Raw genomic sequence first — 25,078 nt, 5'->3', positions numbered from 1 at the left:
GGGGGGGGGGGGCGCCCCCCCGCCCCGGGGGGGGGGGGGGGGGGGGCGCGGGGGGGGCGCGGCCGGCCCGGCCGCCCGGGGGGGACCCCCCGCCGGGCCCCCGCCCCCGCCGAAGGGCCAGAAGCGGGGACGGGCGCCGGCCGGTGCCCGGCGGGGCGGCCATGCCCCGCCGGGATCTCGCCGGGCTACGCGGCTGAGCAGGTGATCACCGGCGTCGCCGCCGGCCCCGAGCCGACGAAGCCGAACGTGGTGCTCGCCCCCGCGGCCAGGGCGCCGTTGTGCGCGGCGTTGCGGACGGTCACCGCCGAGCCGGAGGTGCTCAGCACGCCGTTCCACAGTGAAGCCACCGAGGTGCCCGCCGGGTTGGTCCACGTCGCCGTCCAGGAGCGGGCGGCCGCGGTGCCGGTGTTCTTGATGGTGACCTCACCCTGGAAGCCGCCGGACCAGGCGCTGGTCTGCTGGTAGGTGGCGGTGCACGCCCCGGTCGGCACCGGCGGGGTGGAGGTCGACGGGGACGGCGAGGCGGAACCGGTGGGTTCGGTGCCGCCGCCGTACCGGGCGGCCAGGCTCATGCCGGTGGTGCTGCCGGCGCCGCCGAGCGGCACCTGATGGTCGAGGCTGACGAACTTGCCGGCGTACTGCCACAGGGCCGGCTTGAGCAGCGCGTACTTCTGCTCGTCCCAGGTCTTCCAGTCGTCGAGCAGCAGCCCGCCGGTGTCGCCGGAGTTCGGGTTCAGCACCCAGAACGTCTGGTGCAGCTTCTTCTCCACGATCAGGTCCCGCAGCGCGGTCATCCACTTGTCCTGCCGCGGGTCCTGGCCCAGCCGGCCGCCCCACTCGCCGATCAGCAGCGGCGCGGTGCCGCTGTCGTGCACGTAGAGCCAGTTCGGCGTCCACACGTCGGCGGTCAGCGAGGACTTGTCGAAGGCCTTCTGGAACCACGGCTGGTCGAACACCAGCGGCCCGTAGTCGTGCGGTGAGTAGACCAGCTGGTCCTGGTCGGCGCCGAGGGCGATCGGGTGCTCGGCGACGCCCCGCAGGTTGCCACCCCACCAGGTGTTGTAGAAGTTCGGGGTGAGGTCCGGGTTGGTGTTCGGCGAGGACCAGGTGGCGCCCGGCCTCGGGTACGCCTGGATACCCTCGACCAGCACCAGCACCTTGGGGTTGATCGCCAGGATGCGCCGGGCCGCGGTCTGGGCCACGTGCTTCCAGTTGTCCGCGTCGGTGGAGCTGTCCCACTTGGCGCGGGGGCTCTCGTTCTGCGCGCCGTGCGGCTCGTTCTTGAGGTCCATCGCGACCAGCGTGTCGTCGGTCTTGTAGCGGGCGGTCACCCACTCCCAGGCCTGGTAGAAGTTCTCGGTGGTGATGGTGCCCTTCCACCACACCGGATGGTTGTGGCCGGAGTTGTCGGCCTCGGCGCTGTGCACGTCGAGCAGGACCTTCATGCCGTACTGCCGGCACAGCGCGAGGAACGCGTCGAAGACCTGCAGGGTGGTCTTGCCGGTCAGCTCGGGGTTGGCGTACGTGTTGACGCCGGACGGCACCGCCGCCTGCCCGGCCTTCCACTCCAGCAGCAGCTGGGTCGAGATCGGCACCCGGACCAGGTTGATGCCGCGGTCGGCCATGGACTTCGTGACCTCGGTGAGGTTGGCCGACCAGAGGCCGTGGAAGACCCGCTCGCCGGCGTTGAAGCCGAACCAGTTGGTGCCGGTGAGCCAGACCGGGTTGCCGGCCTCGTCGACGATCTGGTTGCCGGTGACGTGCAACCAGTCGTCGGCGGGGGCCGCGGCGGCGGCCTGGGACGTGCCGGCGGTGGCGAACCACAGCAGCGGGGCGGCGAGGACGGCCGCCGCGGCCGCGGCGAGCCGCCGTTTGTTACGGATCGAGAACATGCGCGGGTTCCTCCGAGGGGGACGACGAGGAGAGGTGGGAGCGCTCCCACGACCAGCATGGAACATCGATCACACTAAATCCAGGGTTCTTGCCTACTCCGTTCCGGGAGGGTCGGCGGGCAGCAGCGCCAGGGCGGGTTCCAGCTGGGAGTGCAGCGGGGACGGCAGCGTCGCGCGGCGGAACCAGCCGAGCTCGTCGAACTTGTGCGGCTCCCCGATCGCCACGCCCGCCGGGTCGACCCGGACGGCGAAGACCACGGCCACCCAGTGTGACGGCGGGTCGGCCCGGATCACGTTGCGGACGCCCAGCAGGGTGATCTCGCGCGGCTCGGTCGCGTACTCCTCGCGGACCTCGCGGGTGACCGCGGCCTCGAAGCTCTCGCCGAACTCCAGCGCGCCCGCGCCGGTGTCCCAGGTGCCGGGCTCGTCGCGGGCGCCGGCCGAGCGGCGGGCCAGCAGCAGCCGGCCGGCGCCGTCGTGGCAGATGAAGACGCACGACACGCGGGGTTCTCCGGTCACGGCAGTCCATTGTGCCGGAAGGGGCGGATGGGGGAAGCGGCGGCCGAATTCAGCACCCGTTGAGTTATCGTCGGGGGATGGCCACCGACCTTGTCGTAGACCTCGCCGACGTCGACGCCTCGCTGCTGCCCACGGTCGGCGGCAAGGCGGCCAACCTCGGTGAGATGATCCGAGCCGGGCTGCCGGTGCCGGGCGGGCTGTGCGTGACCACGGACGCCTACCGCCTGGCCGCTGCGGGCACCGCTGCCGGCGAGGTGCTCGACGGGCTCGCCGCGGCGCCGGCCGACGACGTCGCGGCGTTGACCGCGCTCGCCGGCCGCGCCCGGGAGGCGCTGCTGGCCGCGCCCGTACCGGATGCCGTCGCCGCCGCGGTCACCGCCGGGTACGCCCGGCTGGGCACGGACGTGCCCGTCGCGGTCCGCTCCTCGGCCACCGCCGAGGACCTGCCGTCGGCGAGCTTCGCCGGGCAGCAGGACACCTACCTCAACGTGGTCGGCGCGGCCCGCGTGATCGACGCCGTGGCCCGCTGCTGGGCCTCGCTCTGGACCGACCGCGCCGTGGTCTACCGGGCCCGCAACGGCATCGACCACCGCGCGGTGTACCTCGCCGTGGTCGTCCAGCGCATGGTCGACGCGCGGGTGGCCGGCGTGCTGTTCACCGCCGACCCGGTCACCGGCCGGCGCCGCCAGGCCGTCATCGACGCGAGCCCCGGGCTCGGCGAGGCGGTCGTCGCCGGCGCGGTCAACCCCGACCACTTCGTCGTCGACACCGCCACCGCCACCATCCTCAGCCGGCGGCTCGGCGACAAGCGGGTCGCCGTACGGGCCCGGGCCGGCGGCGGCGTCGAGCACGTCAGTGCCGGGGACGGCACGGCGACCGCCTGCCTCACCGACGACCAGGTGCTGCGGCTCGCCGCCCTCGGCGACCGGGTCGAGCGGCACTACGGCGCACCCCAGGACACCGAGTGGGCGGTCGACGCCGGCGGCGGGCTCTGGCTGACCCAGGCCCGGCCGGTCACCACGCTGTACCCGGTGCCGGCCCCGGACGCCGACGGCCTGCGGGTGTACTTCTGCTTCAGCGTCGCGCAGGGGCTGTACCGGCCGATCACCCCGATGGGCATCGCCGCGCTGCGGCTGCTCGGCAGCTCGGCGGCGCGCGAGTTCGGCTTCCCGGTCGCCGATCCGGTCGCCGGGCCGCCCGTGCTGGTCACCCCGGGGCAGCGGATCTTCGTCGACGCCACCGGCCTGGTCCGCAGCCGGGTCGGCCGGTTCGCCATGCCCCGGGTGCTGGACGTCATGGAGGCCCGGTCCGCGGCGGTGATGCGGCGGCTCTTCGACGATCCCCGCCTGGCGGTCACCCAGCGGTCGCGGCAGCCGTTCCTGCGCCGGGTGGGCCGCCTCGCGATCCGGCACCGGCTGCCGGCGCGGCTGCTCCGCGGCGTCGCCACGCCGGACGCCCTGCACCGCGACCTGGACCGGCTGCCCGCCGAGATCCGCCGCCGGCTGTCCCTGCCCGCCACCGCCACCCCCGCCGAACGGCTCGACCTGGTCGAGCACGCCCTGTCCACCGACGTCTTCCCGCTCGCCCCGCGGGCGGGAGCGTCGGCGGCCGGCGGGTTCGCGCTGCTCTTCCTGGCCGGCAAGCTCGCCGGCGCCCGCCCGGGCGAGCTGCAGACGGTGCTGCGCGGCCTGCCGCACAACATCACCACCACGATGGACCTCGACCTCTGGCGGCTGACCCGCGCCGTGCGCCGCGACCCGGCCGCGACCACCCTGCTGCTGAACACGCCCCTGGACACGCTCGCCGGCCGCTGGCGCGCCGGCGAGCTGCCCACGGCGGTCCAGGCCGGCCTGACGGACTTCCTCGACCGGTACGGCGAGCGCGCCGTCGCCGAGATCGACATCGGCATGCCGCGCTGGTCCGACGACCCCCGGCACATCATCGGCGTGGTGGTCAACTACCTGCGCCTCGACGACGACCGGGGCGCCCCCGACACGGTCTTCGCCCGAGGCGCGGCGGAGGCCGGACAGATGGTCAGCACCCTGGCCGGCCGCAGCGGGCCGCTCCGCCGCCCACTGGTCCGGTTCGCCCTCGATCGCGCGCGCCGTCTCGCCGGGCTCCGCGAGCTGCCCAAGTACCTGATCATCGTGGCCTTCGCCCAGCTCCGGGCCCAGCTCCGGCTGGTCGGCCAAGCGCTGGCCGCCGACGCCCGGATCGCCGCGGCGGAGGACATCTTCCTGCTGACCACCACCGAGGCCCGGGCCGGGCTGGCCGGCCGCGACCTGCACGAGCTGGTCGCCGACCGGCGGGCCGACTACGACGCGGAGCTGCGCCGCCGCGCCGTCCCCCGGGTGCTGCTCTCCGACGGCACCGAGCCGGAGGCGACCGCCGACGCCGTCACGGCCCCGGACGGCGCGCTGGTCGGCACCGCCGCCTCCGCCGGCACGGTCACCGCGACCGCCCGGCTGGTGCTCGACCCGGTCGGCGCGCGCCTGGAGCCGGGCGAGATCCTCGTCGCCCCCTCGACGGACCCGGGCTGGACCCCGCTGTTCCTGACCGCGGGCGGCCTGGTCATGGAGATGGGCGGGGCCAACTCGCACGGCGCCGTCGTCGCCCGCGAGTACGGCATCCCCGCGGTGGTCGGCGTCCCCGGCGCCACGACCCGGATCGCCACCGGCGACCGGATCACCCTGGACGGCACCGCGGGCACCGTCCTGCCCGCCCGGTGACGAGGGCGCCGGTCACGAGCAGGCAATCCGGGCCGAGGCCCAGTCCGCGTGGTCGTTGCCGTTACCGTTGCCGCCGTCGGTGACCCGCAGCTCCAGCCGCCGCACGCCGGTCACGTCCACGTCCAGCCGCTGAGCAGGATCCGCGCCGGTCAGCACGCCCGTACGCGCCAGCAGGGTGTCGTCGCCCCGGACCTCGAAGGTGACCGAGCCCGCGCTGCCGGTCTCGTCGTCGACGCCCACGTCCGTGCGCAGCCGGGTGCAGTCCCCGCCGAGCTCCACCACGACGGTCGAGACGGCGTGCACACCGATGCCCTTCGGGTGGACGACGTCGCCGACGGTCAGCGGATTGCCGTCGGCGGCGCCCTGTTCGCCGTTGCTGCGGTCCCTCTCCGCCGGGCCCCAGCCGTTCACGGGTGCGGTGAACGGGCGGTCGCTGAGCCACGCGTAGCCCGCCGGCAGCGGGGCCCCGGTGGTCGCGGTGGCGGTCGTGGACGACCGGAAACCGTCCGGGGTCGTGGTCTCCGCGGTCGCGGTCAGGCGGTACGTGCCGACGTCGGTGTCCGCCGGGGCGGTGACGCTGAACGTCGCCGTCTCCCGGTCACCGATCGCGCCGAGGTCCACCGTGGACGGCTGCACCGTCCAGCCGGCGGGGGCGCTCAGCCGCACCGTGGCAGCGCCCAGGCCCGCCGCGCAGCGGGCCGCGACCTGGACCCGCACCGGCTCGGCGGCGCCGGGCTCGAGGTGGCCGTCCGTGTCCACGGTGAGCTCGGGCGGGCACGGCGCCGGGACGTCCGGGTCCGGGACCCCGCCCGCGGCCACCTCGGCCCGGGTCAGCGGGCGCAGCACCAGCTCGTGCGAGTACGGCCGGGTGGGCGCGAGCCGGAACGGCGCCAGCACCGAGTTCGGCGTCTCCCCCATCCCGGTCTCGCCGGCCTCCGCGTGCAGGGTCACCCAGCCGTCGTTGCGCACCAGCGGGAGCTGGTGGTCGTACTCGGCGCGGTCCAGGTCGTCGTGGGCGGTGACGCTGACGTCGGGGGCGCCGCCGACCAGCAGCCCGGACCGGCCGTCGTGCAGGGTCGCCCAGCGGGTGCCGGTGTGGTTGCCGTACGCCTGCGGGCGCGAGTAGCGGACGTACTCCCGGCCGACCGTGCTCCGGTAGACGCCCATCGGGGCCCCGCTGCTCCGGTCGTTGTAGGACTCGTGCGGGCCGCGCCCGTAGTAGGCGAAGCGCCGCATCTCCGCCGGCACCCGCAGCGAGATCCCGACCCGCGGCAGGTACGGCAGCGCCGCGGCCCGCGACCCCCGGGCGGCGACGTCCTGGCGCAGGGTGACGGTGCCGCGCCGGTCGATCCGGTACGTCAGCGTCTGGTCGAACGACAGCAGCGCCCCGGTACCGGGCCCGGCCGCGACGCTGCGCACCTCGACCACCGCGGCGTCGGCCTCCGTCCGGGTCCGCACCCCGGTGACCGTGGTGCGCAGCCGGTCCAGGCCGGTCTCGTGCCAGATCCGCCGGTCGCCGGTGCCCCACTCGTACGTCTCGTTGCTGGTCGGCGGCCGGTACACGTCCAGCCGCGGCCCGCCGAGCAGCAGCTCCCGCCCGGCCGCCCGCATCGAGGTCAGCTCGCCGCCGTCGAAGCGGTAGGCGAAGCCCGCGCCGGACACGGTCACCCGGTCGCCGTCGGCCGTCAGCGCGGGCGCGCCGGTCACCGGGGCCGGCAGGATGCCCGGCACCGCCCGGCCGCCGGAGGCGAACTGGTCGTGGCCGAGGACCCAGCCCCGCCGGGCCCAGGCGATGTCCCGGTCGGCGGCCGCGGTGACGGTGAGGAAGCGTTCCCGGTCGGCGGGGTTCGCGGGCAGCGCGCCCGGCTCGAGGGTCGCGGTCTGTCCCGGGGCGAGCCGCATCCGGCGGCTGCCGGCGCGCAGCACCCGGCTCTGTTCGGTGAGCTGCCAGCGCACGGTCGCGTCGAGGGTGCCGGCCTGCTGCTCGTTGTGCACCCGGACCGTGCCGCCGGCGTACGAGATCCGCAGCGGGGCCTGCGCCCAGGCCAGCTCCGCGGTCTCCGGTTGCCGGTACCGGTCCGAGCCGACCAGGCCGTCGGTGCCGGACAGGCTGATGCCGCGGCTCAGGAAGTCGCCGTCGCGCCGGAACGTGTCGAGGTCCAGGGCCAGCACCGCGTCGGCCACCGGGTCCGCGGCGAGCCGGTCCGGGGCCAGCGCGGCCGGGTAGATCCGGGCGTCGTCGATCAGGCCCCGGCCGAGCCGGCGGTTCGCCAGGTCGTTGTCCTGCTGGGTCTCGGCGTTGCGGCCCAGGTTGACCTCGAACAGCCCCGGGTCCACCGCGCCGGTGCGGGCGGTGGCCGCCACCTCGGCGCCGTCGATGAACAGCCGCAGGGCGGTGCCGTCGTAGCTGCCGGTGACCCGGTGCCAGGCGCCGTACCAGTCGGCCGGCACGTCCGCGGCGGCGGTCGCCCAGCCGCCGGCGTGCACGCCGAACTCCAGGGTGTCGCGGTCGCGCATCTGCAGCGCGTACCCCTGGCCCTTGGTGAGGATCGGGAAGCTGCCGGCCCACTCGCCGGGCCGGACCCACGCGTCCAGCGTCAGCGGACCGGTCAGGTCCAGCCGCCGGTCCCGGAAGACCGACACGAAGTCGTCCAGGCCGGACAGCGCCACGGCCCGGCCGCGGCGGCCGGGCACCGCGGCGGGCTTGCCGACCAGGAACGCCTGGATGCCGTGCGCGGCGTCCGGGGTGGTGAGCAGCGGCTGGCGCAGGTCCTGCTCCGCCCAGTCCCAGACGAAGCCGCCCTGCATCGCCGGATAGCGGCGGGCCAGCGCCCAGAACTGGTCGAAGTTGCCCAGCCCGTTGCCCATGGCGTGGGCGTACTCGCCCATCACGATCGGCTTGGCGCTGCTCAGCACGCGGCTCTCCAGCCGGGCCGGGGTCGGGTAGCGCGGGCCGTCCACGTCGGCGAACGGGGCGTCACCGTCCGGGTTGTTGGACTGGTGGTAGAGCAGCCGGGTGGGCTCGTGGGCGTCGGCCCAGGCCGCCATCGCGTGGTGCGCGGCGCCGAGGCCGGCCTCGTTGCCGGTGTCCCAGAAGATGACGCTCGGGTGGTTCTTGTCGCGGGCCACCATCGCCCGGAAGCGGTCGGCGAACGCGGCCTGCCACTCGGGGCGGTCGGCCAGGCAGTTCGACGGGCAGTTCTCGTGGCTGTGCGTCTCGATGTCCACCTCGTCGTCGACCCAGAGACCGTAGCGGTCGGCGAGGTCGTACAGGTAGGGGTCCGAGGGGTAGTGCGAGGTGCGGACGGCGTTCAGGTGCAGCTGCTTCATCAGGAAGACGTCGGCGCGCTGAGCCCGCCGGGTGACGTGCCGCCCGGTGTCCGGATCGGTCTCCGCCCGGTTCACCCCCTTGATCAGGATGCGCCGGCCGTTGACCAGGATCTGCCGGTCGCGGACCTCGACCTCGCGGAAGCCGACCGGTTGTGCGGTGGTGTGCAGCGCCCGGCCGTCCGCCCCGAGCAGTTCCAGGACCAGCGTGTAGAGGTTCGGGTCCTCGGCGCTCCACTTCGCCGGGTCCGGGACCGGCGCGGTGAGCGTGACCTCACCGAGGCCGGTCGCGGCCGTCATCGTGGTCACGGTCCGGCCCCGCGCGTCGCGCAGGGTGCCGCGCACGGTGAAGCTGCCGGGTACGCCCGCGACGTCGAGCCGGGCGGTCAGCGTCGCGTCCCGGTACGCGGCGTCCAGGTCGGTGGTGATGGTGGCGTCGCGCAGCCGGGCCGGCCCCGTCCGGTAGAGCCGCACGTCGCGGAAGATGCCGCTGTACCGCCACTGGTCGACGTCCTCCAGGTAGGCGCCGCTGCCCCAGCGGTGCACCTGGACCGCGAGCTGGTTGCGGCCGGGGCGCAGCCGCTCGGTGATGTCGAACTCGGCCGGGGTGTAGCCGCCCTGGTCGTAGCCGACGTAGCCGCCGTTGACCCAGACCAGGTAGTTGCTCGTGACGCCCTCGAAGCGGAGCAGGACCCGGCCGCCGGCCCAGTCCGCGGGCAGGTCGACGGTGCGGACGTACGCGCCGGTCGGGTTGACGTCGCGGGGCACCCGAGGCGGGTCGTCCGGGACGATGTCGGAGGGGATGTTGCGGAAGACCGGGTGGTCGAGGAAGTCGGACTGCCAGGTGTGCGGCACGGACACGGACGGCCAGCCGGAGGCGTCGAAACCCGCGCCGTGGAAGGCGGCCGGCACGTCGTCGGGCCGGTCGAAGATCCGCAGCCGCCACCGGCCGTTCAGCGGCAGCACGTTCGGGTCGGCCGCGTCGTGGCTGGTCACGTCCGCGGCGGCGGCGCCGGCCGAGGCGTAGGGGCGCAGGTCGGCGTGCGGCGGCTCCTGGCCCTCGCCGGTGAGCTCCGGGTCCTCCAGGTAGCGGTAGACGTCCGCCACGGTCCGCGGACCGTCCCCGGGCGCCGGCGCCGGGGCCGCTACGGCGGGCGCCGGGACGAGAGCGAGGACGGGGACGATCCACCACAACCGGGTCCGCATTCATCGAACACTGTCAATGAATGCGGAACCCTGTCAACCGCAGGCGGGGCCGAACACGGCCCGTTCCCCGACGGTGTAGCGGCAGCCGAAGTCCGCGGCCGCCACGGCCCGCCGGTTCAGGATCGCGTCGCCGCCGGGCCGGTGCCCGGTGCGCACCCAGGAGACCAGGTCGTCGAAGCCCTGCCGCAGCTCCGGCTGGGTGAAGTCGCAGTGCCCGACGCCGCGGATCGCCCGGGAGACGAAGAGCTTCCCGCGGCCGTTGAGCAGCGCGCGGCGGGCGTACACCTGCTCCATCGAGAACGGCACGAACAGGTCACCCACGTCGTGCAGGGAGAGCACCGGCACCGGCGGGCGGCCGTCGACGCGCGGGACCCCGTCCAGGCCCCGGCTCGGCTGGGCGGTCGGCGCGACCCGCAGCACCTGGGTGTTGAGGCGCCACTCGGCGGCCGTCGGCAGCACCCGGTCGGTGCTGCGATAGAGGGTGCGCCGGTTGTCGGTGAGGTTGCCGCCGGCGATCCCGGCGGTGCCGCCGGACAGGCCCGGGTAGAGCCCGAAGACGAACGGCAGGTCCGGGGTCGGCGCCGAGCTGGGCGCGGTGTTCCAGTAGGCGAACGCCCCGGCGAAGCCCGGCCGCTCGCCGCCGGAACGCCGCTCCACCACGTCCGACCAGGTCCGGCCGGCCTCGGTCAGCACCGGCGGGCGGCCCGTGGCCACCCCGAGGGCCGGCAGCATCTGCTTGACCTGGGCGCGCCAGCGGTCGGCGTAACCGGCGTCCGGAGTGGCCGGGAACTCGATGCCGACCCCGGACAGCGCGGCCGCGGTGACGTTGAAGTCGAGGAAGTAGTCGAACAGCTCGGCGTCGCCCAGCACGCCGCAGACCGGCATGGCGCCGGCGAACGCGCGCGGGTGCTCCTCGATCGCGACCGCGGTGATGTGCCCGCCCATCGAGGCGCCGGTCATGTAGACCGACCTCGCCCGCTGGGCGGTGACCTCGCGGAACAGGCCGATCAGCGCGTACGAGTCGCGCACGCCCTGACCCACGTCGTAGCCGTTGGTCTGGTAGCTGGAGGCGGCCCAGGCGAAGCCCCGGGCGACGTAGTGGGCGCGCAGCGCGGGACTGTCCACGTAGACCACCGTGCCGGTGCCGCGGTAGCCGTGGGCGTACACGACCAGCTGGCCGTTCCAGGCCTTCGGCACCTCGATCCGGTACGCGGCGCCGTCCCGGATGCCGGTGTGGACGGTCGAGTCCGCGGTGGCGGTGAACGGGGTGCCGTTCGGGTCGCAGGCGGGATCGGCGACGGTGTATCCGGGCCGGGTGGCGCTGGGCACCGGCGCCGCGCAGGCGAGCGCGGCCGGGGCGGCGGGGGCGGCGGCGGCCGGGGCCCCCAGCCCGCCGAGCAGCAGGGCGGGCGCGAGGGCGAACGCGAGATGTTTCCGGCTGATTCTCACTGGGTTACCTCCGGGTAACACTCAAGGTCCCCGGCCGGTTGCTGTCAAGGCCGGTGATTTCACCGATGTGTCGCGGCCGGGTCCGGCCAAAGACTGACGCTCGTCGATTCCATCCACCCCGAGGAGAGTCCGACGTGCAGCCATCGACCATCCCCGCCCGGCACCGGGCCCGCCGCCTGCTGGTCACCGCGGCCGCCACCCTCGCGCTGATCACCGGCTCGCTGACCGGCGTCACCGGCCCCGCCCGGGCGGCGAGCCCGTACGAACGCGGCCCGGCGCCCACCACCGCCATCCTCGAAGCGAGCCGCGGACCGTTTGCCACCGCCCAGCAGAGCGTCTCCTCGCTCAGCGTCTCCGGCTTCGGCGGCGGCGTCATCTACTACCCGACCAGCACCGCCGAGGGCACCTTCGGCGCGGTGGCGATCTCACCCGGCTACACCGCGAGCTGGTCGAGCATCAGCTGGCTGGGCCCGCGGATCGCCTCGCACGGTTTTGTGGTCATCGGCATCGAGACCAACACGGTCCTGGACCAGCCGGCCTCGCGCGGCAACCAGTTGCTGGCAGCGCTGGACTACCTGACCCGGACCAGCTCGGTGCGGTCCCGGATCGACGCGTCCCGGCTCGCCGTGGCCGGGCACTCGATGGGCGGCGGCGGCTCGCTGGAGGCCGCCAAGGACCGGCCCTCGCTGCAGGCCGCGGTGCCGCTGGCGCCGTGGAACCTGACCAAGTCGTGGTCGGGCCTGCGGGTGCCGACCCTGATCATCGGCGGCGAGAGCGACACCATCGCGCCGGTCTCGTCGCACTCGATCCCGTTCTACAGCAGCATCCCGTCGGCGACCGAGAAGGCCTACCTGGAGCTCAACAACGCCAGCCACTTCTTCCCGCAGAGCACCAACACCCCGACCGCCCGGCAGGCGGTGGCCTGGCTGAAGCGCTTCGTCGACGACGACACCCGCTACGACCAGTTCATCTGCCCGGGCCCGAGCAGCTCCGCGATCTCGGACTACCGCAACACCTGCCCGCTGTCCTGACCGGCACCGGCACCGCGAGCCGGCGGGGGCGCACCAGCCCCCGCCGGCTTCCGGCGTGCCGGCGGCCGAGCCGGGGCGGGCTCAGCCGGCGCGCCAGGTGGCGAGGCCGTCGATCAGCCGGGTCAGGAAGGCGTCGGACACGGTGCCGTTCTGCATCGCCGTGCGATAGAGCACGGCCCCGGCCACCAGCGCCGCGGCCTCGTCCGCGCCGGGCAGCCCGGCGGCCTCCCCCGTGCCGGCGGCCAGCGCGAGGGCGGCACCGAGCCGGTCGGTCAGCGTCGCCACGAACAGATCGCGTTGCTCGGCGAGGTGCGTGTCCCAGAGGGCGCCGTGCATCAGCGTGAGCGCGACCGCCCGGACCTCCGGCTGGGCCAGGTCGGCGGCGAGCAGCCGGAGCTGGGCGTGCAGCCAGGGCCGGACCGGGCTGCGCGGCTCCCGGAAGAACGGCAGGTCGGCGCCGGCCATGACGTCGAGCAGCAGCAGCTCGGCGCGGGCCCAGTGCCGGTACACGGTGGCCCGGCCGACGCCCGCCTGCTCGGCGACGCGCTGGTGGGTGACCGCCGCCGGGCCGTGCCGCAGCAACAGCTCCCGCGCGGCGACCAGGACGGCTTCGCGGCTGCGGGCGGCACGCGGATCGGGCGGGGTCATGCCGCCATCCTATGAGACAGCTTGACTCACAGGCCCACGACTGCCAAGCTTCACTTCTGAGACAGATTGTCTCGGAAATCGAGGAGGCAGACATGAGGATCGTGGTCTTCGGCGCCAGCGGGGGCACCGGGCGGGAGGTTGTCGCGCAGGGCGTCGCCGCCGGCCACCGGGTGACGGCCGTGGTCAGGCGGCCCGGTGCGGTGCCCGAACGCGCCGGCCTGCGGGTCGAGGTCGTCCCGGAGCTCGGCGACCCGGCCGCGGTGGATCGCGTGGTGGCCGGCCAGGACGCCGTGATCAGCGCGCTGGGCACGAACGCCCGGGGCCCGGCGCGGGTCTGCACCGACGGCATCCGGGCGATCCTCGGCGCCATGACCCGTGCGGGAACGCGGCGGCTCGTCGTGGTGAGCGCCCACGGCGCCGCCGAGACCCACGACGGATCGCTCTACGCCCGGGCCCTGTGGCTGACGCTGGCCGACAAGATGCGCGACAAGGAGACCATGGAGGCCCTGATCACGGCCGCCGCGGTGGACTGGACGATCGTCCGCCCGCCGGCCCTGAAGGACCGGCCCCGCACCGGCCGCTACCGGGTCGGCACCGACCTGCCGATCCGGCTGACCTCGGCCATCGGCCGGGCCGACCTGGCCGAGTTCGTGCTCGGCGAGGCGACCGCGCCCCGGTACGTGCACCGGTTCCCCCGGATCGCGGCATGAGCGCCGACCTGAGCGGCAGGGTCAGCCTGGTCACCGGGGCGACCGGCGGCATGGGGCAGGTCGTCGCCACCGAGCTGGCCCGGCTGGGCAGCACGGTGGTGCTCGTGGCGCGGGACCACGACCGCGCCGGACGGGTCCGGGACCACATCGCGGAGCGGATCGGCGCGGACCGGGTGGAGGTGGAGACGGCGGACCTGGCGGCCCGCGACGACGTGCTCCGGCTGGCCGAGCGGGTGAGCGCCCGCCACCCCGTGCTGCACCTGCTGATCAACAACGCCGGGGCGCACTACCGGGACCGGTCGGTCACCGCCGACGGCCTGGAACGGCACGTGGCCGTCAACCACCTCGCCGGCTTCCTGCTGACCGAACGGTTGCGGGGGTCCCTGCTGGCCGGGGCGCCCGCCCGGGTGGTCAACGTGGTGTCCGCCGCGATGAACGACACCCGGCAGGTCAAGCTGCGGCGCCGGCCCCGGCCGGTCCGGCTCGACCCGGATGAGCTGGACGACCTCACCGCGGTCAACGGCGCCGACGGCTACACCCCGTTCACCGCGTACGCGCGGGCGAAGCTGCTCACGCTGATGACCGGCTACCTGCTCGCCGCCGAGCTGGACGGCACCGGCGTCACCGTCAACGCCGTCCACCCCGGGCTGGTGGGCACCGGCATCGTCGCCGGGATCACCCCGCCCGCGCTGCGGCCCTTCCACGGCCTCATCCGGCGGTCCCTGCTCACCCCCGAGCAGGGCGCCGCCGCGATCCTGCGCCTGGCGACCGCCCCCGAGCTCGCCCGGGTGACCGGGCGCTACTTCGATCGCACGGTGGCGACGCCGACGCTGCCGGTCTCGTACGACCGGGAGCTGCAGCGGCGCGTGCGGGACAGCAGCCTCGCCCGGCTGCGGGCTCAGGGCGAGCGCAGATAGGCGCGCAGGTCCTGGGTCAGCCCGGTGGTCGGGCGGACCGCCATGATGCACGTGTCGTCGTCCGGGTTGGCCTGCTGGAGCCGGCTGACCAGTCCCGCCAGCGGCTGCCCGGGTGACTCCGCCACCGCCTCGTCGACCGTGCGGATCACCGCGTCCATCCCCTCGTCCAGGCTGCGGCAGCGGTGCTCCACCAGCCCGTCGGTGTAGAACAGCAGCAGGTCACCGATGGCCAGCCGGAGCTCGGCGCACTCGTACCGGGCGTCCTCCACGACGCCCAGCATCGGCCCGGACGGGCGCGGCAGCGGCAGGGTGCGACCGCCGCGGCTCAGCAGCGGCGGCGGGTGCCCGGCCTGGGCCCAGGTCAGCCGGCGCAGGTCCGGCTCGTAGCGGGCCACGATCGCGGTCGCGGCCGTCTCCGGGCGCTCCTCGTCCAGGTCGCAGGTGATCCGGTTCAGGTGGCCGAGCAGCACCGCCGGGTCGGTGGTGGTCACGGCCAGCGCCCGCAGCGAGTACCGCAGCTGCGCCATCGTGGTCGCCGCCAGCGTGCCGTGGCCGGCCACGTCGCCGATCGCCAGCAGCACCGAGCCGTCGCGCAGCGCCGCCGCGTGGTACCAGTCCCCGCCGACCAGGTTCTCCTGGCCGGCCGGCAGGTAGCGCACCGCGACCTTGACCCCGGGCAGCTCCACCGGGCGCTCCGGGATCGGCAGGATGATGTGCTGGAGCCGGGCCGCCAGCTCGTGCTCGGCGTGCAGGCTGCGGCGGTGCTCGGCGAGCTGCTGCTCCACCTCGGCCAGCCGCCGGGTGCTGCTCTCCCGGGCGGTGACGTCCTGGACTATCCCGTAGACGCGCAGCGGCCGGCCGACGGCGTCGCGGGTCGCGTCGACGACCGAGCGCAGGTGCTTGACCCGGCCGTGGACGGTGACCCGGCAGGTGATGTCGACCCGCTCGCCGCGCTCGAAGGCGTCGGCGGCGGCCAGCCGCAACGGCACGTCCTCGGGCACGGTCATCGCCTCGGTCTCCGCCGCGGACAGCGGGCCCAGCGCCGGGTCCCGCTCGTAGATCCGGTAGACCTGCGCCGACCAGCGGACCTCGCCACTGACCAGGTCCCACTCCCCCCAGCCGAGGTTGCCGAGCAGCTCGGTGCTGGCGATCCGCTCGCTCTCGCTCCCGGCCGCGTCGACCCGGTGGTGCACCCAGCTCGCGAACAGGGCGGAGCCGAGCCGGTGCACCCGTACCGTGCACCGGCCCTCGCCGACGGCGAACGGGCCGATCTCGGCGGGCTCGCCGGTCTCCAGCACCCGCGCGTAGGCCTCCCACCGGCCGCTGTCGCGCGACTCCGGGAACTGCTCGCCCAGCCGGGTGCCGACCAGCTGCCAGCCGTGCCGGCCGTCCGGGGCGGTGGCCTCGGGGCTGCCGGCGGCGTACACGAGATCGATCAGCCGGCCGTCCCGGCCGCGGACCGGGGTGAGCAGCGCGGAGTGCCCGGGCAGCACGTCGAGGACGGCCTGCACGACCGCCAGCCAGGGCTCGGTGGCCCGGTCGACCGGCGGCCCGGGCGGCGTCATCAGGGCCGGCACCGGCGAGCCGCGCCCGTCGTCGGGCTCCGGCATGTCCAGCATGCTGATCACGCCGGCCGCGACGTCGGCCACGTCCCGGTCCTGGTTCGCCGCCATCCGCAGCAGGTACTGGTGGGCCTCGGCGAGCCGGCACCGGGTCCGCCCGGCGAGCAGGCCGACGGCACGGTCCACGGTGCCGCGTGCCCCCTCGCCGGCGACCGGCCGCGCCACCGCACGCAGGTGCTCCATCGCCACCAGGTATGCCTGCTGCCCGCCGCCCATTCCGCTCCTGTTCACCGGGATCAACTCGTCAGGTTCCCTGCATACGCCAGTGCGCCGCGCGGCGTCATCCCCCGTTCACCTCCCTCGGGGACCCACCAGGGGCGCAGCGGTGCCGGGTCACCCGGAAGGACGACCGGTTGGGGAGGGCCGTCCGGTGACGGGCCGCGGACCACCCGGACGGCCGGTGCCGCCGAACGGCCGGATCCCCCGTCCGGATCGATGGGTCCCCCTGCGTGATGCGCCGGAAACAGCCGTGCCGGATCATGTCGGGATGGACCTCGACGGCGCGCGGCGGATCGGCTTCCGGGTCGAGCAGAGCTTCCGGTACGCGTACGCGGCGCCGGTGACCGCGCTCGCCCAGCGGCTGGTGGTGGTGCCCCGGCGCCGGCACGGCGACCTCCACCGGCGCAGTCACCGCCTGGCGGTGACCGGCGCGGCGCACGCCCGGCGGGTCCGGCAGGACGCGGCCGGCAACACGGTGGTGCGGGTGGTGGCCGCGCGGGTCGAGCAGGCGGTCGAGTTCCGGCTCACCGCCACGCTGGACCGGGTGGTGGACGACGGGCCGCCGGAGCTGCCGGCGGCGGCGCTGCGTGCTCCCCGGGCGCTGCGCGCCACCCGGCTGACCGAGCCGGACGACGCGCTGCGCGAGCTGGCGGACCGCTGCCGCGGCGCGGACCACCGGGAGACTGCCGAGCGGGCGTGCACGGTCGCGCACGCGGCCCTGACCTATGAGTACGGCGTGACCTCGGTCCGCACCACCGCGGCCCAGGCGCTGGCCGGCGGGCGGGGCGTCTGCCAGGACTCGGCGCACGTGATGCTGGCGATGTGCCGGCTGCTCGGGGTGCCGTCCCGCTATGTCTCCGGGCACCTGGTCGGCCAGGGCGGCACGCACGCCTGGGTCGAGGTGCTGGTGCCGCACGGCGACCGGGCGGTGGCGCTGGCCTTCGACCCGTGCCACGGCCGGCCGGCCCACCACGGCTACGTCACCGTGGCGGTCGGCCGCGACTACGCGGACGTGGCGCCGACCTCGGGCACCTACGTCGGCGCGCCGGGCGGCACCCTGACCGGCTCCCGCGAGGTCACCGTGGTGAGCGTGGAGTAGTAGTAGCTACACCTCGAACAGCTCGCGCATCGCCTCGGCCAGCCGGGCCATGCTGGAGCCGGTGACCATGCCGATCTTCTCGGCGCCGACCGAGGCCGGCAGCCGGCGCATCCGGTTGACCACCACCACGCCGGTGATCGGGTCCTGCTCGGTGAGGGCCACCGCGAACGGCGGCAGTTCGGTGGCGCCGCGCTGGCGCACGATGGGCGCGCAGAAGGGCGACGCGTTCGGCCGTTCGTTGTAGCTGTCGGAGGAGAGCACGAGGACCCGGTAGCGCAGGTCGGTGCGGCTGCCGATGGTCCAGATCTCGCCGCGCTTCACGCACGGAGCGTACCGTCGCGCCGATCTTCGGTTTTGTGCCGCCCGGGCAACCGGTGCCCGGGACAGTCGAACCCTGCGCCCCGCGAACACGTAACAATGAGGGCGACGGCTTGCGACGCCGGGCTGAAGTGCCGGCGCTCGCGTGGAGGAAGGACGTTCATGACGGAAAAGGCCCAAATCGGGGTAACCGGGCTGGCGGTGATGGGTCGCAACCTGGCCCGGAACTTCGCCCGCCACGGCCACACGGTCGCGCTGCACAACCGCAGCTACGGGCGCACCAAGGAACTCGTGGAGTCGTACGGCCACGAGGGCACGTTCATCCCCTCGGAGACCGCCGAGGACTTCGTCGCGAGCCTGGAGCGCCCGCGCCGCGTGGTGATCATGGTCAAGGCCGGCAAGGCCACCGACGCGGTCATCGACGAGTTCGCGCCACTGCTGGAAGCGGGCGACATGCTCATCGACGCGGGCAACGCGCACTTCGCGGACACCCGGCGGCGCGAGGCCGCGCTGCGCGAACGTGGCCTGCACTTCGTCGGCACCGGCGTCTCCGGTGGCGAGGAGGGCGCGCTGCACGGCCCGAGCATCATGCCCGGCGGCTCCAAGGAGTCCTACTCCTCGCTCGGCCCGCTGCTGGAGGACATCTCGGCCAAGGTCGACGGCGAGCCGTGCTGCGTGCACGTCGGCCCGGACGGCGCCGGCCACTTCGTCAAGATGGTGCACAACGGCATCGAGTACGCCGACATGCAGCTCATCGCGGAGGCGTACGACCTGCTCCGCTCGGTCGGCGGGTATGCACCGGCGGAGATCGCGGAGATCTTCTCCGGCTGGAACGAGGGCCGGCTGGGCTCGTACCTGATCGAGATCACCGCCGAGGTGCTCAAGCAGGTCGACGCCGAGACCGGTAAGCCGTTCGTGGACATCGTGGTGGACCAGGCCGAGCAGAAGGGCACCGGCCGCTGGACCGTGCAGGCGGCCCTCGACCTGGGCGTGCCGGTCTCCGGCATCGCCGAGTCGGTGTTCGCCCGGGCGCTGTCCGGCGACCCGAAGGTGCGCGCCGCAGCGGCCCACCTGCCCGGCCCCACGGCCACGGCCGGCTCCGGCGGCGCCGACCTGCAGGCCGACGTCGAGCAGGCGCTGTTCGCCTCGAAGATCGTCGCGTACGCGCAGGGCTTCCAGCAGATCCAGGCGGCCAGCGCGGAGTACGGCTGGGACATCGACCCCGGCCAGATGGCCAAGATCTGGCGGGCCGGCTGCATCATCCGGGCCAAGTTCCTCGACTTCATCAAGCAGGCCTTCGACAAGTCCCCGGACCTGCCGTCGCTGCTGGTGGACGAGTACTTCCTGGACGCGGTCAGCGGCGCCCAGCAGGCCTGGCGGCGGGTGGTGGCCACGGCGGCCCAGCAGGGCATCCCGGCGCCGGGCTTCGCCTCGGCGCTGGCGTACTACGACGGCCTGCGCGCCGAGCGCCTGCCGGCGGCTCTGATCCAGGGGCAGCGCGACTTCTTCGGCGCGCACACGTACCACCGGGTCGACAAGGAAGGCGCCTTCCACACCATGTGGGGCGCCGACCGCAACGAGGTTCCCGCGTAGCCGGGCGGGCCGGCCCGCCCACCCGGGCGGGCCGGCCCGTCACGCCGCGGTGACCGGCAGGACGGTACGGACCATCAGCTCGGCCAGTTCCGCGGGCGGCAGCGGCTTGGCCATGAAGTAGCCCTGGCCCAGCCGGTAGCCCATCTCGCGCAGCCGCTCCAGCTGCGCCGCCGTCTCGATGCCCTCGGCGACCGCGTACAGGTCGAGGTATTCGGCGAGCTGGGCGACGGCCGCGGCCACCGCCAGCCGGCCGCGGTCCTCGCCGTCGCAGATGCCGTCCACGAACGACTTGTCCAGCTTGAGCACGTCCACCGGGAACGCGCGCAGCAGGCTCAGGCTCGACTGCCCGGTGCCGAAGTCGTCCAGGGCCAGCCGGACGCCCAGCTCGTGCAGGGCCTGCAGGGTGTCGCGGACCTGCCGGCCGTCGAGCACCGAGGACTCGGTGACCTCCAGCACCAGGTTCGCCGGGATCAGGCCGGTGTCGCTGAGCACCGCCGCGACCTCGTCCACGAAGCCGGACTCGCGCAGCTGCCGGGCCGCCACGTTGACGTTGATCGACTGGATGGCGGCGGCGCCGTACTCCGCGTGCCACCGGGCGAGCTGCTCGCAGGCCTCCCGCAGCACCCAGGCGCCCAGCGGGACGATCAGGCCGGAGCGCTCCGCGACCGGGATGAAGTCGGCCGGCGAGACCGCGCCACGGACCGGGTGCCGCCAGCGGACCAGCGCCTCGGCGCCGGCCATCCGGCCGGTCACCAGGTCGAAGACCGGCTGGTACGCCAGGTACAGCTCGTGCCGGATGATCGCGTTGTGCAGCTCGCTGCCGAGCCGGGCGTGGTTGACGACCTCGTTGCGCATCCGCGGCTCGAAACGGGCCCAGGACGCCTTGCCGGAGGCCTTGGCGGCGTACATGGCGATGTCGGCGTTGCGCAGCACCTCGTCGGCGCTGTCGCCGGGCCCGGCCAGGGCCACCCCGATGCTGGCGTGGACCAGCAGCTGGTGCTCGCCGACCCGGAACGGCACCGCGAGCGCCTGCAGGATGCGCGCCGCCGCGTCCTCGGCGGTCGCCGGGTCGTCGACGTCGAGCAGCACGGCGAACTCGTCGCCGCCCAGGCGCGACGGCAGGTGCCGGACCGAGCTGTGGTTGCGCAGCCGCTGGGCCACCTCGAAGAGCAGCTGGTCGCCGATCGCGTGGCCCATGGTGTCGTTGACCGTCTTGAAGTCGTCGATGTCGACCAGCAGCACGCTGGCGCACTGATGGGCGTCGAGCCGCTCGGCGAGCACGGCACCGAACCGGGCCCGGTTGGCCAGGCCGGTCAGCGGGTCGTGCATGGCGAGCCGCTCCAGCTCCGCCTGCTGCACCCGGATGCCGACCAGCGCCCGGTCGTTGGCCCGCAGGCCGAGCAGCTGCCGGGCCACCACGAAGGCCGCGATGAGCACCGCGCCGATGATCACGACGCGCTGGTGCCAGCCGAGCTGGCGGGCCGACACGGTGATCACCATGGCGGCGGTCGCGATGACCGCGGCCAGCGGCAGCACGTGATAACCCCGGCGCGGCGCGGCCGCGGTGACGGCCGCCGCCGGGCGGCGCAGGACCAGTTCCTGACGGTACGCGGCCAGCGCCATCGACGCACCGACCAGCGGCGCGGCCAGCACCGAGATGACCAGCCGTCCGGTGTCACCGCCGGCGATGAGCAGCACCGTGACGGCGACCGCGACCATGGGCGCGACGGTCAGCACCCGCAGCGACCCCGGGTCCACGGCGCTGGCCGGGCTCATCGCCGCGCGGCCGATGACGACCAGGGAGATCAGCGCGCCGACCCCGACCACGGCGGCGCCGACCTGGGTGACCGTGGAGATGGCCGCGGTGGCGAGGCCGAAGACGACGTACCAGTAGATCAGCACCCCCGCCACGGCCACGGTGGCGCCGTCGAGGACCAGCTGGGCCCAGCGCAACGCGGACCGGCGCTCCATCGGCAGCAGCAGGAACGCCAGCACCGACATGACCACGCCGAGCAGCGTCGGCACGGCCATGTAGGGCGACAGCCCCGGATCGTTGTTGGCGAACGCGAACGAGCCGACCGCACCGATGCCGATGCAGAGCGCGGCGTTGGCGAACAGCCGCCAGAAGCCCCGGACCGGCCGCGGCACGACGATCATCGAACCGATCCGCCGGCAGGCGAAGAACGCGGCCGCCATGGCCACCGGACCACCGACGTAGCCGGGCATCACGGAACCGCCGTCGCGCACGACCAGCCAGCCGGTCACCCCGGCCACCGCCAGCACCGCCACGACCAGCGGCAGCGGGCCGGGACGGACTGGCCGGGCCGCGCGCCGGCGGCCCACCCGCGTCTCGGCTGCACTCATCGCTGCGCTCGGCTCCCTGCTCGCTGTCACTGGTTCTGGCGCAGTACCAGTCGGCGGTGGGGAGCCCGAGCTGAGTATTCCGGATGCCGGACGACGTGCTCTGCCCTCGGACATAGGCGGCGGTGCCACCCAGGGCCGATGCGGCGGGCGGCCGCGGACCCTTAGGGTCGGTGCGTCATGGAGCGCATCCCGGGTTGGCTGTTGCCGTTGGTCCTCGCCGTCACCCAGCTGGCGGTCTGGCCCGGCATCCCGCTGGCCGACGGCCGGCCGCCGGCGGCCCCGGCGGTGGCGACCGGGGTCACGGCCACCGTCGCTGTCGCGGTGGCGCTGCTCTGGCGGCGGGCGGCGCCGCTGACGACCATCGGGATCGTGGCCGCGGCGCTGACCGCGGGCACCTGGGGCGTCCCGCCGGACGCCCTGCTGATCATCTCGCTCGCCGACCTGGTCGCGCTCTACAGCGTGGCGGTGCGGCGCTCACACCGGCTGACGCTGGGTGCCGGGGCCGCCGTGGTGCTGTGGCAGTGCGCGCTGATCGCCGCCGCCTCCGGCCTGGGCCCGGACTACCCGGCCGAGCTGGTGATCCTCCTGGTCGTCTATGCGAGCGTGGTGGCGTTCGGCCGGGCCCGGCACCGCTGGCACGCCGAACGCGGCGCCGCGGCGGCCCGGCTGGCCGAGGCCGAGGACCGCCGGGCCCGGGCGGCCGACACCGAACGCCACCATCTGGCCCGCGAGCTGCACGACGTGACCGCGCACCACCTGACGTCGATCGTGGTGATCGCCTCGGCCGCGCAGCGCCTCGGCGCGACCCGGCCGGACCTGGTCGCCGAGGCGCGCGACTTCGCCGCCCGGACCGGCCGGGACACCCTGGCGGCACTGCACCGGCTGGTCGCCCTGCTGCGGCTGCCGGACGAACGGCCCGGTCCGGCCGCCGCCGGCCTGACCGAGCTCGCCGAGGGCTTCCGGCTGCTCGGCCAGCAGGTGACCGTGCGGGCCGAGCCGGGCGACCTCCCGGCCGCGACGACGGAGGCGATCTGCGGGATCACCCGCGAGGCCCTGACCAACACCCTGCGGTACGCCCCGGCAGCCGCGGTGCGGATCAGGCTCACCCCGGTGGCCGGCGCCCTGGAACTGACCGTCGACGACGACGGCGCGCGGGCGGAGGGCGTCGCCACGATGGGCTCCGGCCGGGGCGTCACGGGCATGCGGGAACGGGCGACGGCCCTGGGCGGCACGCTGACCGCGGGCCCCCGGCCGGGCGGCGGCTGGCGCGTCCGGGCGGTCCTGCCGGCGGCGGGCACCCCACCCGAGCCGCGGCGCCGCCCCCGCCGGCCCGGCGCCGAGCGGGTGATCGACGTGGTGGTGTTCCTGGTGGCGCTGTTCCCACCGGCCGGCGCGCTGCTGCTCGGGGAGGACGACCCGCAGGTGACGGCGGCGTCCGTCCCGCTGCTCGTGCTCGTCTCGGCCATCCACGCGATCCCGCTGCTCTGGCGCCGCACCCACCCCTGGACGGCGCTCGGCGCGGTGGCGGCGACCGGGTGGATCGTGCCCGCGCTGATCGCCGCCGGCGTGGTCGCCCCGGCGCAGGGCTGGGTGCTCCTCGCCGGCCTGGGCGCGGAAGCGGCAGCCGTCTACGGGGTGGCCCGCTACGGCCGCCGCCCCGAACTGAGCGCGCTGGCGATCCCGCTCGCGCTCTCCTCGGCCGTGCTGGCCACCGCGGCCACGCTGGCCCTGGACCCGCCGCCGGAGGGCGACCTCCCGTACCTGGTGTGGGTGGTCGTGCTGGCCGCGATGGTCGGCTGCCCGGTCGGCCTGCCGATGGGCGCCTCCTGGCTGGCCGGCTACCTGGTCCGCCGCCGCCACACCACCATCCGGACCCGCGAGCACGACGCGGTCGCCGCGGCCACCGCCCAGGCGCTGCTGGAGGCCGGCCGCGAACGGGCCCGGGTGGCGGCGGGCCTGCGCGAGGCGGTGCTCCGCGACACGGCCCGGGTGGCGACGGCGGCCGACGCGGGCGACCTCGACCAGGTGCTGGCCTCGGCCCGGACGGCCCTGGACGCGATGCGCGGCCTCCTGAACGGCCTCCGCGACGACCCGGACCCGGCCCGCGACCCCCAACCGACCGCGGCGGCCCTGCCCGGCCTGGCCGACCGCTGGCGTGCCGGGGGACGCCGGGTGGCGCTGGAGATCCGGGGGGCGGGACGCCCGCTGCCGGCGGACGTGGACCTGTCGGTCTTCCGGGTGGTGGAGCTGCTGCTGGCCGGGGACACGGGGCCGGTGACGGTCCGGGTGGACCTGACGGGCGACCCGCTGCGGATCGGGATGCGGCCGATGCCGGCGGACGAGGGCGGGGAGATCGCAGCGGGGCTGCGGGCGCGACTGGCGGCGGTGGGCGGCAGCATGACCACGGCCGCGGACGGCCTCCCGGAGCTCCATCTCCCGGGCTCGTCCCCGGCCCCGGATCCTCATCCGGACGACTCCCGCCCGGATGAGCGTCGGAGTGATCCCGGAGCGGGCGAGGCCCACCCGAGCAGCGCGGACGATGCGGACCCTCCAGCCGGTGCGAGCAGTCCGACCGACGCGGCCGGCCCAGCCGGTGCGAGCAGCGCGACCGACGCGGCCGGCCCAGCCGGTGCGGGCAGCGCGACCGATTCCGCCGATGCGGGCGGGCCGGGCGGCGGGGGTGGGTCGCGGGTTGGGACCATTTCTGCCGGGGACGGGCCGGGCACGCCGGCCGGGGACGACAAGGAGGTGGCGTCATCGCCGTTCGCGTGATGGTCGTCGACGACCAGCTCATGGTGCGCGCCGGGATCGCCGCGATCGTTGCTGCCGAGGAGGGCCTCGAGGTCGTCGCGGAGGCGGCCGACGGGCAGTCCGCCCTTGATCTCGCGCTGCGGCTGCGGCCCGATGTGGTGCTCATGGACATCCGGATGCCCGGCATGGACGGCCTGACCGCCACCGCGCTGCTGACCGCCGCCGCGCCGGAGACCAAGGTGCTGGTGCTGACCACGTTCCACCAGGACCGTTATGTCTATGAGGCGCTGCGGGCGGGCGCCGCCGGGTTCGTGCTCAAGGATGTGCTGGCCGCGGACCTGCTCGCCGCCATCCGGGTGGTCGCCGACGGCGAGGCGATGCTCAGCCCGGCGGTCACCCGGCGGCTGATCGACGCGTTCGCCGGCGGTGGCCTCGGCGGGCCGGCCGAGCCGGACGAGCGGCCGGCCGGGCTCACCCCGCGCGAGCGTGAGGTGCTGGTCAGCATCGCCACCGGCATGTCCAACGCCGAGATCGGCGCGGCCCTGGGCATCACCACGGGCACGGTGAAGGTGCACGTGAACGCGTTGCTCGCCAAGCTCGGCGTCCGCGACCGGGTGCAGGCGACGATCGCCGCCTACGACCTCGGCCTGGTCCGCCCCAACCCCTGACCGGCAAGCGCCCGGT

16 protein-coding genes are annotated in these 25,078 nt (G+C 75.1%); 8 read left to right on the top strand and 8 right to left on the bottom strand.

All coding sequences use genetic code 11. The features are described from left to right. Nucleotides 1–185 precede the first annotated feature (185 nt). Together ACIBQZ_RS22435 and ACIBQZ_RS22430 are read right to left on the bottom strand one after the other, a co-directional pair. Complete coding sequence (locus ACIBQZ_RS22435) at nucleotides 186–1,892, bottom strand: cellulase family glycosylhydrolase (protein ID WP_396090684.1); 1,707 nt, start codon at nucleotides 1,890–1,892, stop codon at nucleotides 186–188. A gap of 93 nt (nucleotides 1,893–1,985) precedes the next feature. Further along, complete coding sequence (locus tag ACIBQZ_RS22430) at nucleotides 1,986–2,411, bottom strand: NUDIX domain-containing protein (RefSeq protein ID WP_396090683.1); 426 nt, start codon at nucleotides 2,409–2,411, stop codon at nucleotides 1,986–1,988. 77 nt (nucleotides 2,412–2,488) lie between these two features. Between ACIBQZ_RS22430 and ACIBQZ_RS22425 the strand changes: the two genes are divergently transcribed. After that, complete coding sequence (locus ACIBQZ_RS22425) at nucleotides 2,489–5,140, top strand: PEP/pyruvate-binding domain-containing protein (protein WP_396090682.1); 2,652 nt, start codon at nucleotides 2,489–2,491, stop codon at nucleotides 5,138–5,140. Nucleotides 5,141–5,152: 12 nt separating this feature from the next. Here the strand turns inward: ACIBQZ_RS22425 and ACIBQZ_RS22420 are convergent, their stop codons facing one another. Both ACIBQZ_RS22420 and ACIBQZ_RS22415 read right to left on the bottom strand, forming a co-directional pair. After that, nucleotides 5,153–9,673: a glycoside hydrolase family 2 TIM barrel-domain containing protein gene (locus ACIBQZ_RS22420; RefSeq protein WP_396090681.1), complete on the bottom strand. Its 4,521-nt coding sequence runs from the start codon at nucleotides 9,671–9,673 to the stop codon at nucleotides 5,153–5,155. A gap of 33 nt (nucleotides 9,674–9,706) precedes the next feature. Beyond that, complete coding sequence (locus ACIBQZ_RS22415) at nucleotides 9,707–11,122, bottom strand: phthalyl amidase (protein WP_396090680.1); 1,416 nt, start codon at nucleotides 11,120–11,122, stop codon at nucleotides 9,707–9,709. A 134-nt stretch (nucleotides 11,123–11,256) separates the two neighbouring features. Here ACIBQZ_RS22415 and ACIBQZ_RS22410 point away from each other — a divergent pair, with 134 nt between their 5' ends. Next, entirely contained in the window at nucleotides 11,257–12,153 is an 897-nt protein-coding gene (locus ACIBQZ_RS22410; RefSeq protein ID WP_396090679.1) for an alpha/beta hydrolase family protein, read from the top strand. Between the two features lie 81 nt (nucleotides 12,154–12,234). Here ACIBQZ_RS22410 and ACIBQZ_RS22405 read toward each other — a convergent pair whose 3' ends face one another. Beyond that, entirely contained in the window at nucleotides 12,235–12,801 is a 567-nt protein-coding gene (locus ACIBQZ_RS22405; protein WP_396090678.1) for a TetR/AcrR family transcriptional regulator, read from the bottom strand. 92 nt (nucleotides 12,802–12,893) lie between these two features. On the opposite strand from ACIBQZ_RS22405, the gene ACIBQZ_RS22400 reads away from it, so the two are divergent. Together ACIBQZ_RS22400 and ACIBQZ_RS22395 are read left to right on the top strand one after the other, a co-directional pair. After that, nucleotides 12,894–13,511 (top strand): NAD(P)-dependent oxidoreductase, encoded by a 618-nt coding sequence (locus ACIBQZ_RS22400; RefSeq protein WP_396090677.1) that lies wholly within the window; start codon nucleotides 12,894–12,896, stop codon nucleotides 13,509–13,511. Beyond that, a complete protein-coding gene (locus ACIBQZ_RS22395; protein ID WP_396090676.1) occupies nucleotides 13,508–14,428 on the top strand; it encodes an SDR family NAD(P)-dependent oxidoreductase in 921 nt (306 codons plus the stop codon). Before ACIBQZ_RS22400 ends, ACIBQZ_RS22395 begins: the two co-directional genes overlap by 4 nt. On the opposite strand, the gene ACIBQZ_RS22390 is transcribed toward ACIBQZ_RS22395, so the two are convergent. Further along, nucleotides 14,410–16,281: a SpoIIE family protein phosphatase gene (locus ACIBQZ_RS22390; protein ID WP_396090675.1), complete on the bottom strand. Its 1,872-nt coding sequence runs from the start codon at nucleotides 16,279–16,281 to the stop codon at nucleotides 14,410–14,412. The two genes, ACIBQZ_RS22395 and ACIBQZ_RS22390, sit on opposite strands and share 19 nt — an antisense overlap. A gap of 256 nt (nucleotides 16,282–16,537) precedes the next feature. Here ACIBQZ_RS22390 and ACIBQZ_RS22385 point away from each other — a divergent pair, with 256 nt between their 5' ends. Further along, nucleotides 16,538–17,368, top strand: coding sequence for a transglutaminase domain-containing protein (locus ACIBQZ_RS22385; RefSeq protein WP_396090674.1), 831 nt, complete (start codon nucleotides 16,538–16,540; stop codon nucleotides 17,366–17,368). Between the two features lie 6 nt (nucleotides 17,369–17,374). On the opposite strand, the gene ACIBQZ_RS22380 is transcribed toward ACIBQZ_RS22385, so the two are convergent. Continuing rightward, the gene (locus ACIBQZ_RS22380) at nucleotides 17,375–17,689 is read right to left on the bottom strand and encodes a type II toxin-antitoxin system PemK/MazF family toxin (protein WP_203767234.1); all 315 of its coding nucleotides are present in this window, start codon (nucleotides 17,687–17,689) and stop codon (nucleotides 17,375–17,377) included. A 159-nt stretch (nucleotides 17,690–17,848) separates the two neighbouring features. Between ACIBQZ_RS22380 and gndA the strand changes: the two genes are divergently transcribed. Then, nucleotides 17,849–19,279, top strand: coding sequence for an NADP-dependent phosphogluconate dehydrogenase (gene gndA / locus ACIBQZ_RS22375; protein ID WP_396090673.1), 1,431 nt, complete (start codon nucleotides 17,849–17,851; stop codon nucleotides 19,277–19,279). A 39-nt stretch (nucleotides 19,280–19,318) separates the two neighbouring features. Here the strand turns inward: gndA and ACIBQZ_RS22370 are convergent, their stop codons facing one another. Then, nucleotides 19,319–21,643, bottom strand: a complete 2,325-nt coding sequence (locus ACIBQZ_RS22370; RefSeq protein ID WP_396090672.1) for a putative bifunctional diguanylate cyclase/phosphodiesterase — start codon at nucleotides 21,641–21,643, stop codon at nucleotides 19,319–19,321. Between the two features lie 177 nt (nucleotides 21,644–21,820). Between ACIBQZ_RS22370 and ACIBQZ_RS22365 the strand changes: the two genes are divergently transcribed. Both ACIBQZ_RS22365 and ACIBQZ_RS22360 read left to right on the top strand, forming a co-directional pair. Further along, complete coding sequence (locus ACIBQZ_RS22365) at nucleotides 21,821–24,415, top strand: histidine kinase (protein WP_396090671.1); 2,595 nt, start codon at nucleotides 21,821–21,823, stop codon at nucleotides 24,413–24,415. After that, nucleotides 24,415–25,062 (top strand): response regulator, encoded by a 648-nt coding sequence (locus ACIBQZ_RS22360; RefSeq protein ID WP_396090670.1) that lies wholly within the window; start codon nucleotides 24,415–24,417, stop codon nucleotides 25,060–25,062. Before ACIBQZ_RS22365 ends, ACIBQZ_RS22360 begins: the two co-directional genes overlap by 1 nt. The last annotated feature ends 16 nt before the right edge of the window (nucleotides 25,063–25,078 follow it).

It is taken from the genome of Actinoplanes sp. NPDC049599, assembly GCF_044465625.1.
Classification (GTDB): Bacteria; Actinomycetota; Actinomycetes; order Mycobacteriales; family Micromonosporaceae; genus Actinoplanes.
This window is presented reverse-complemented; position numbering and strand designations above follow the sequence as displayed.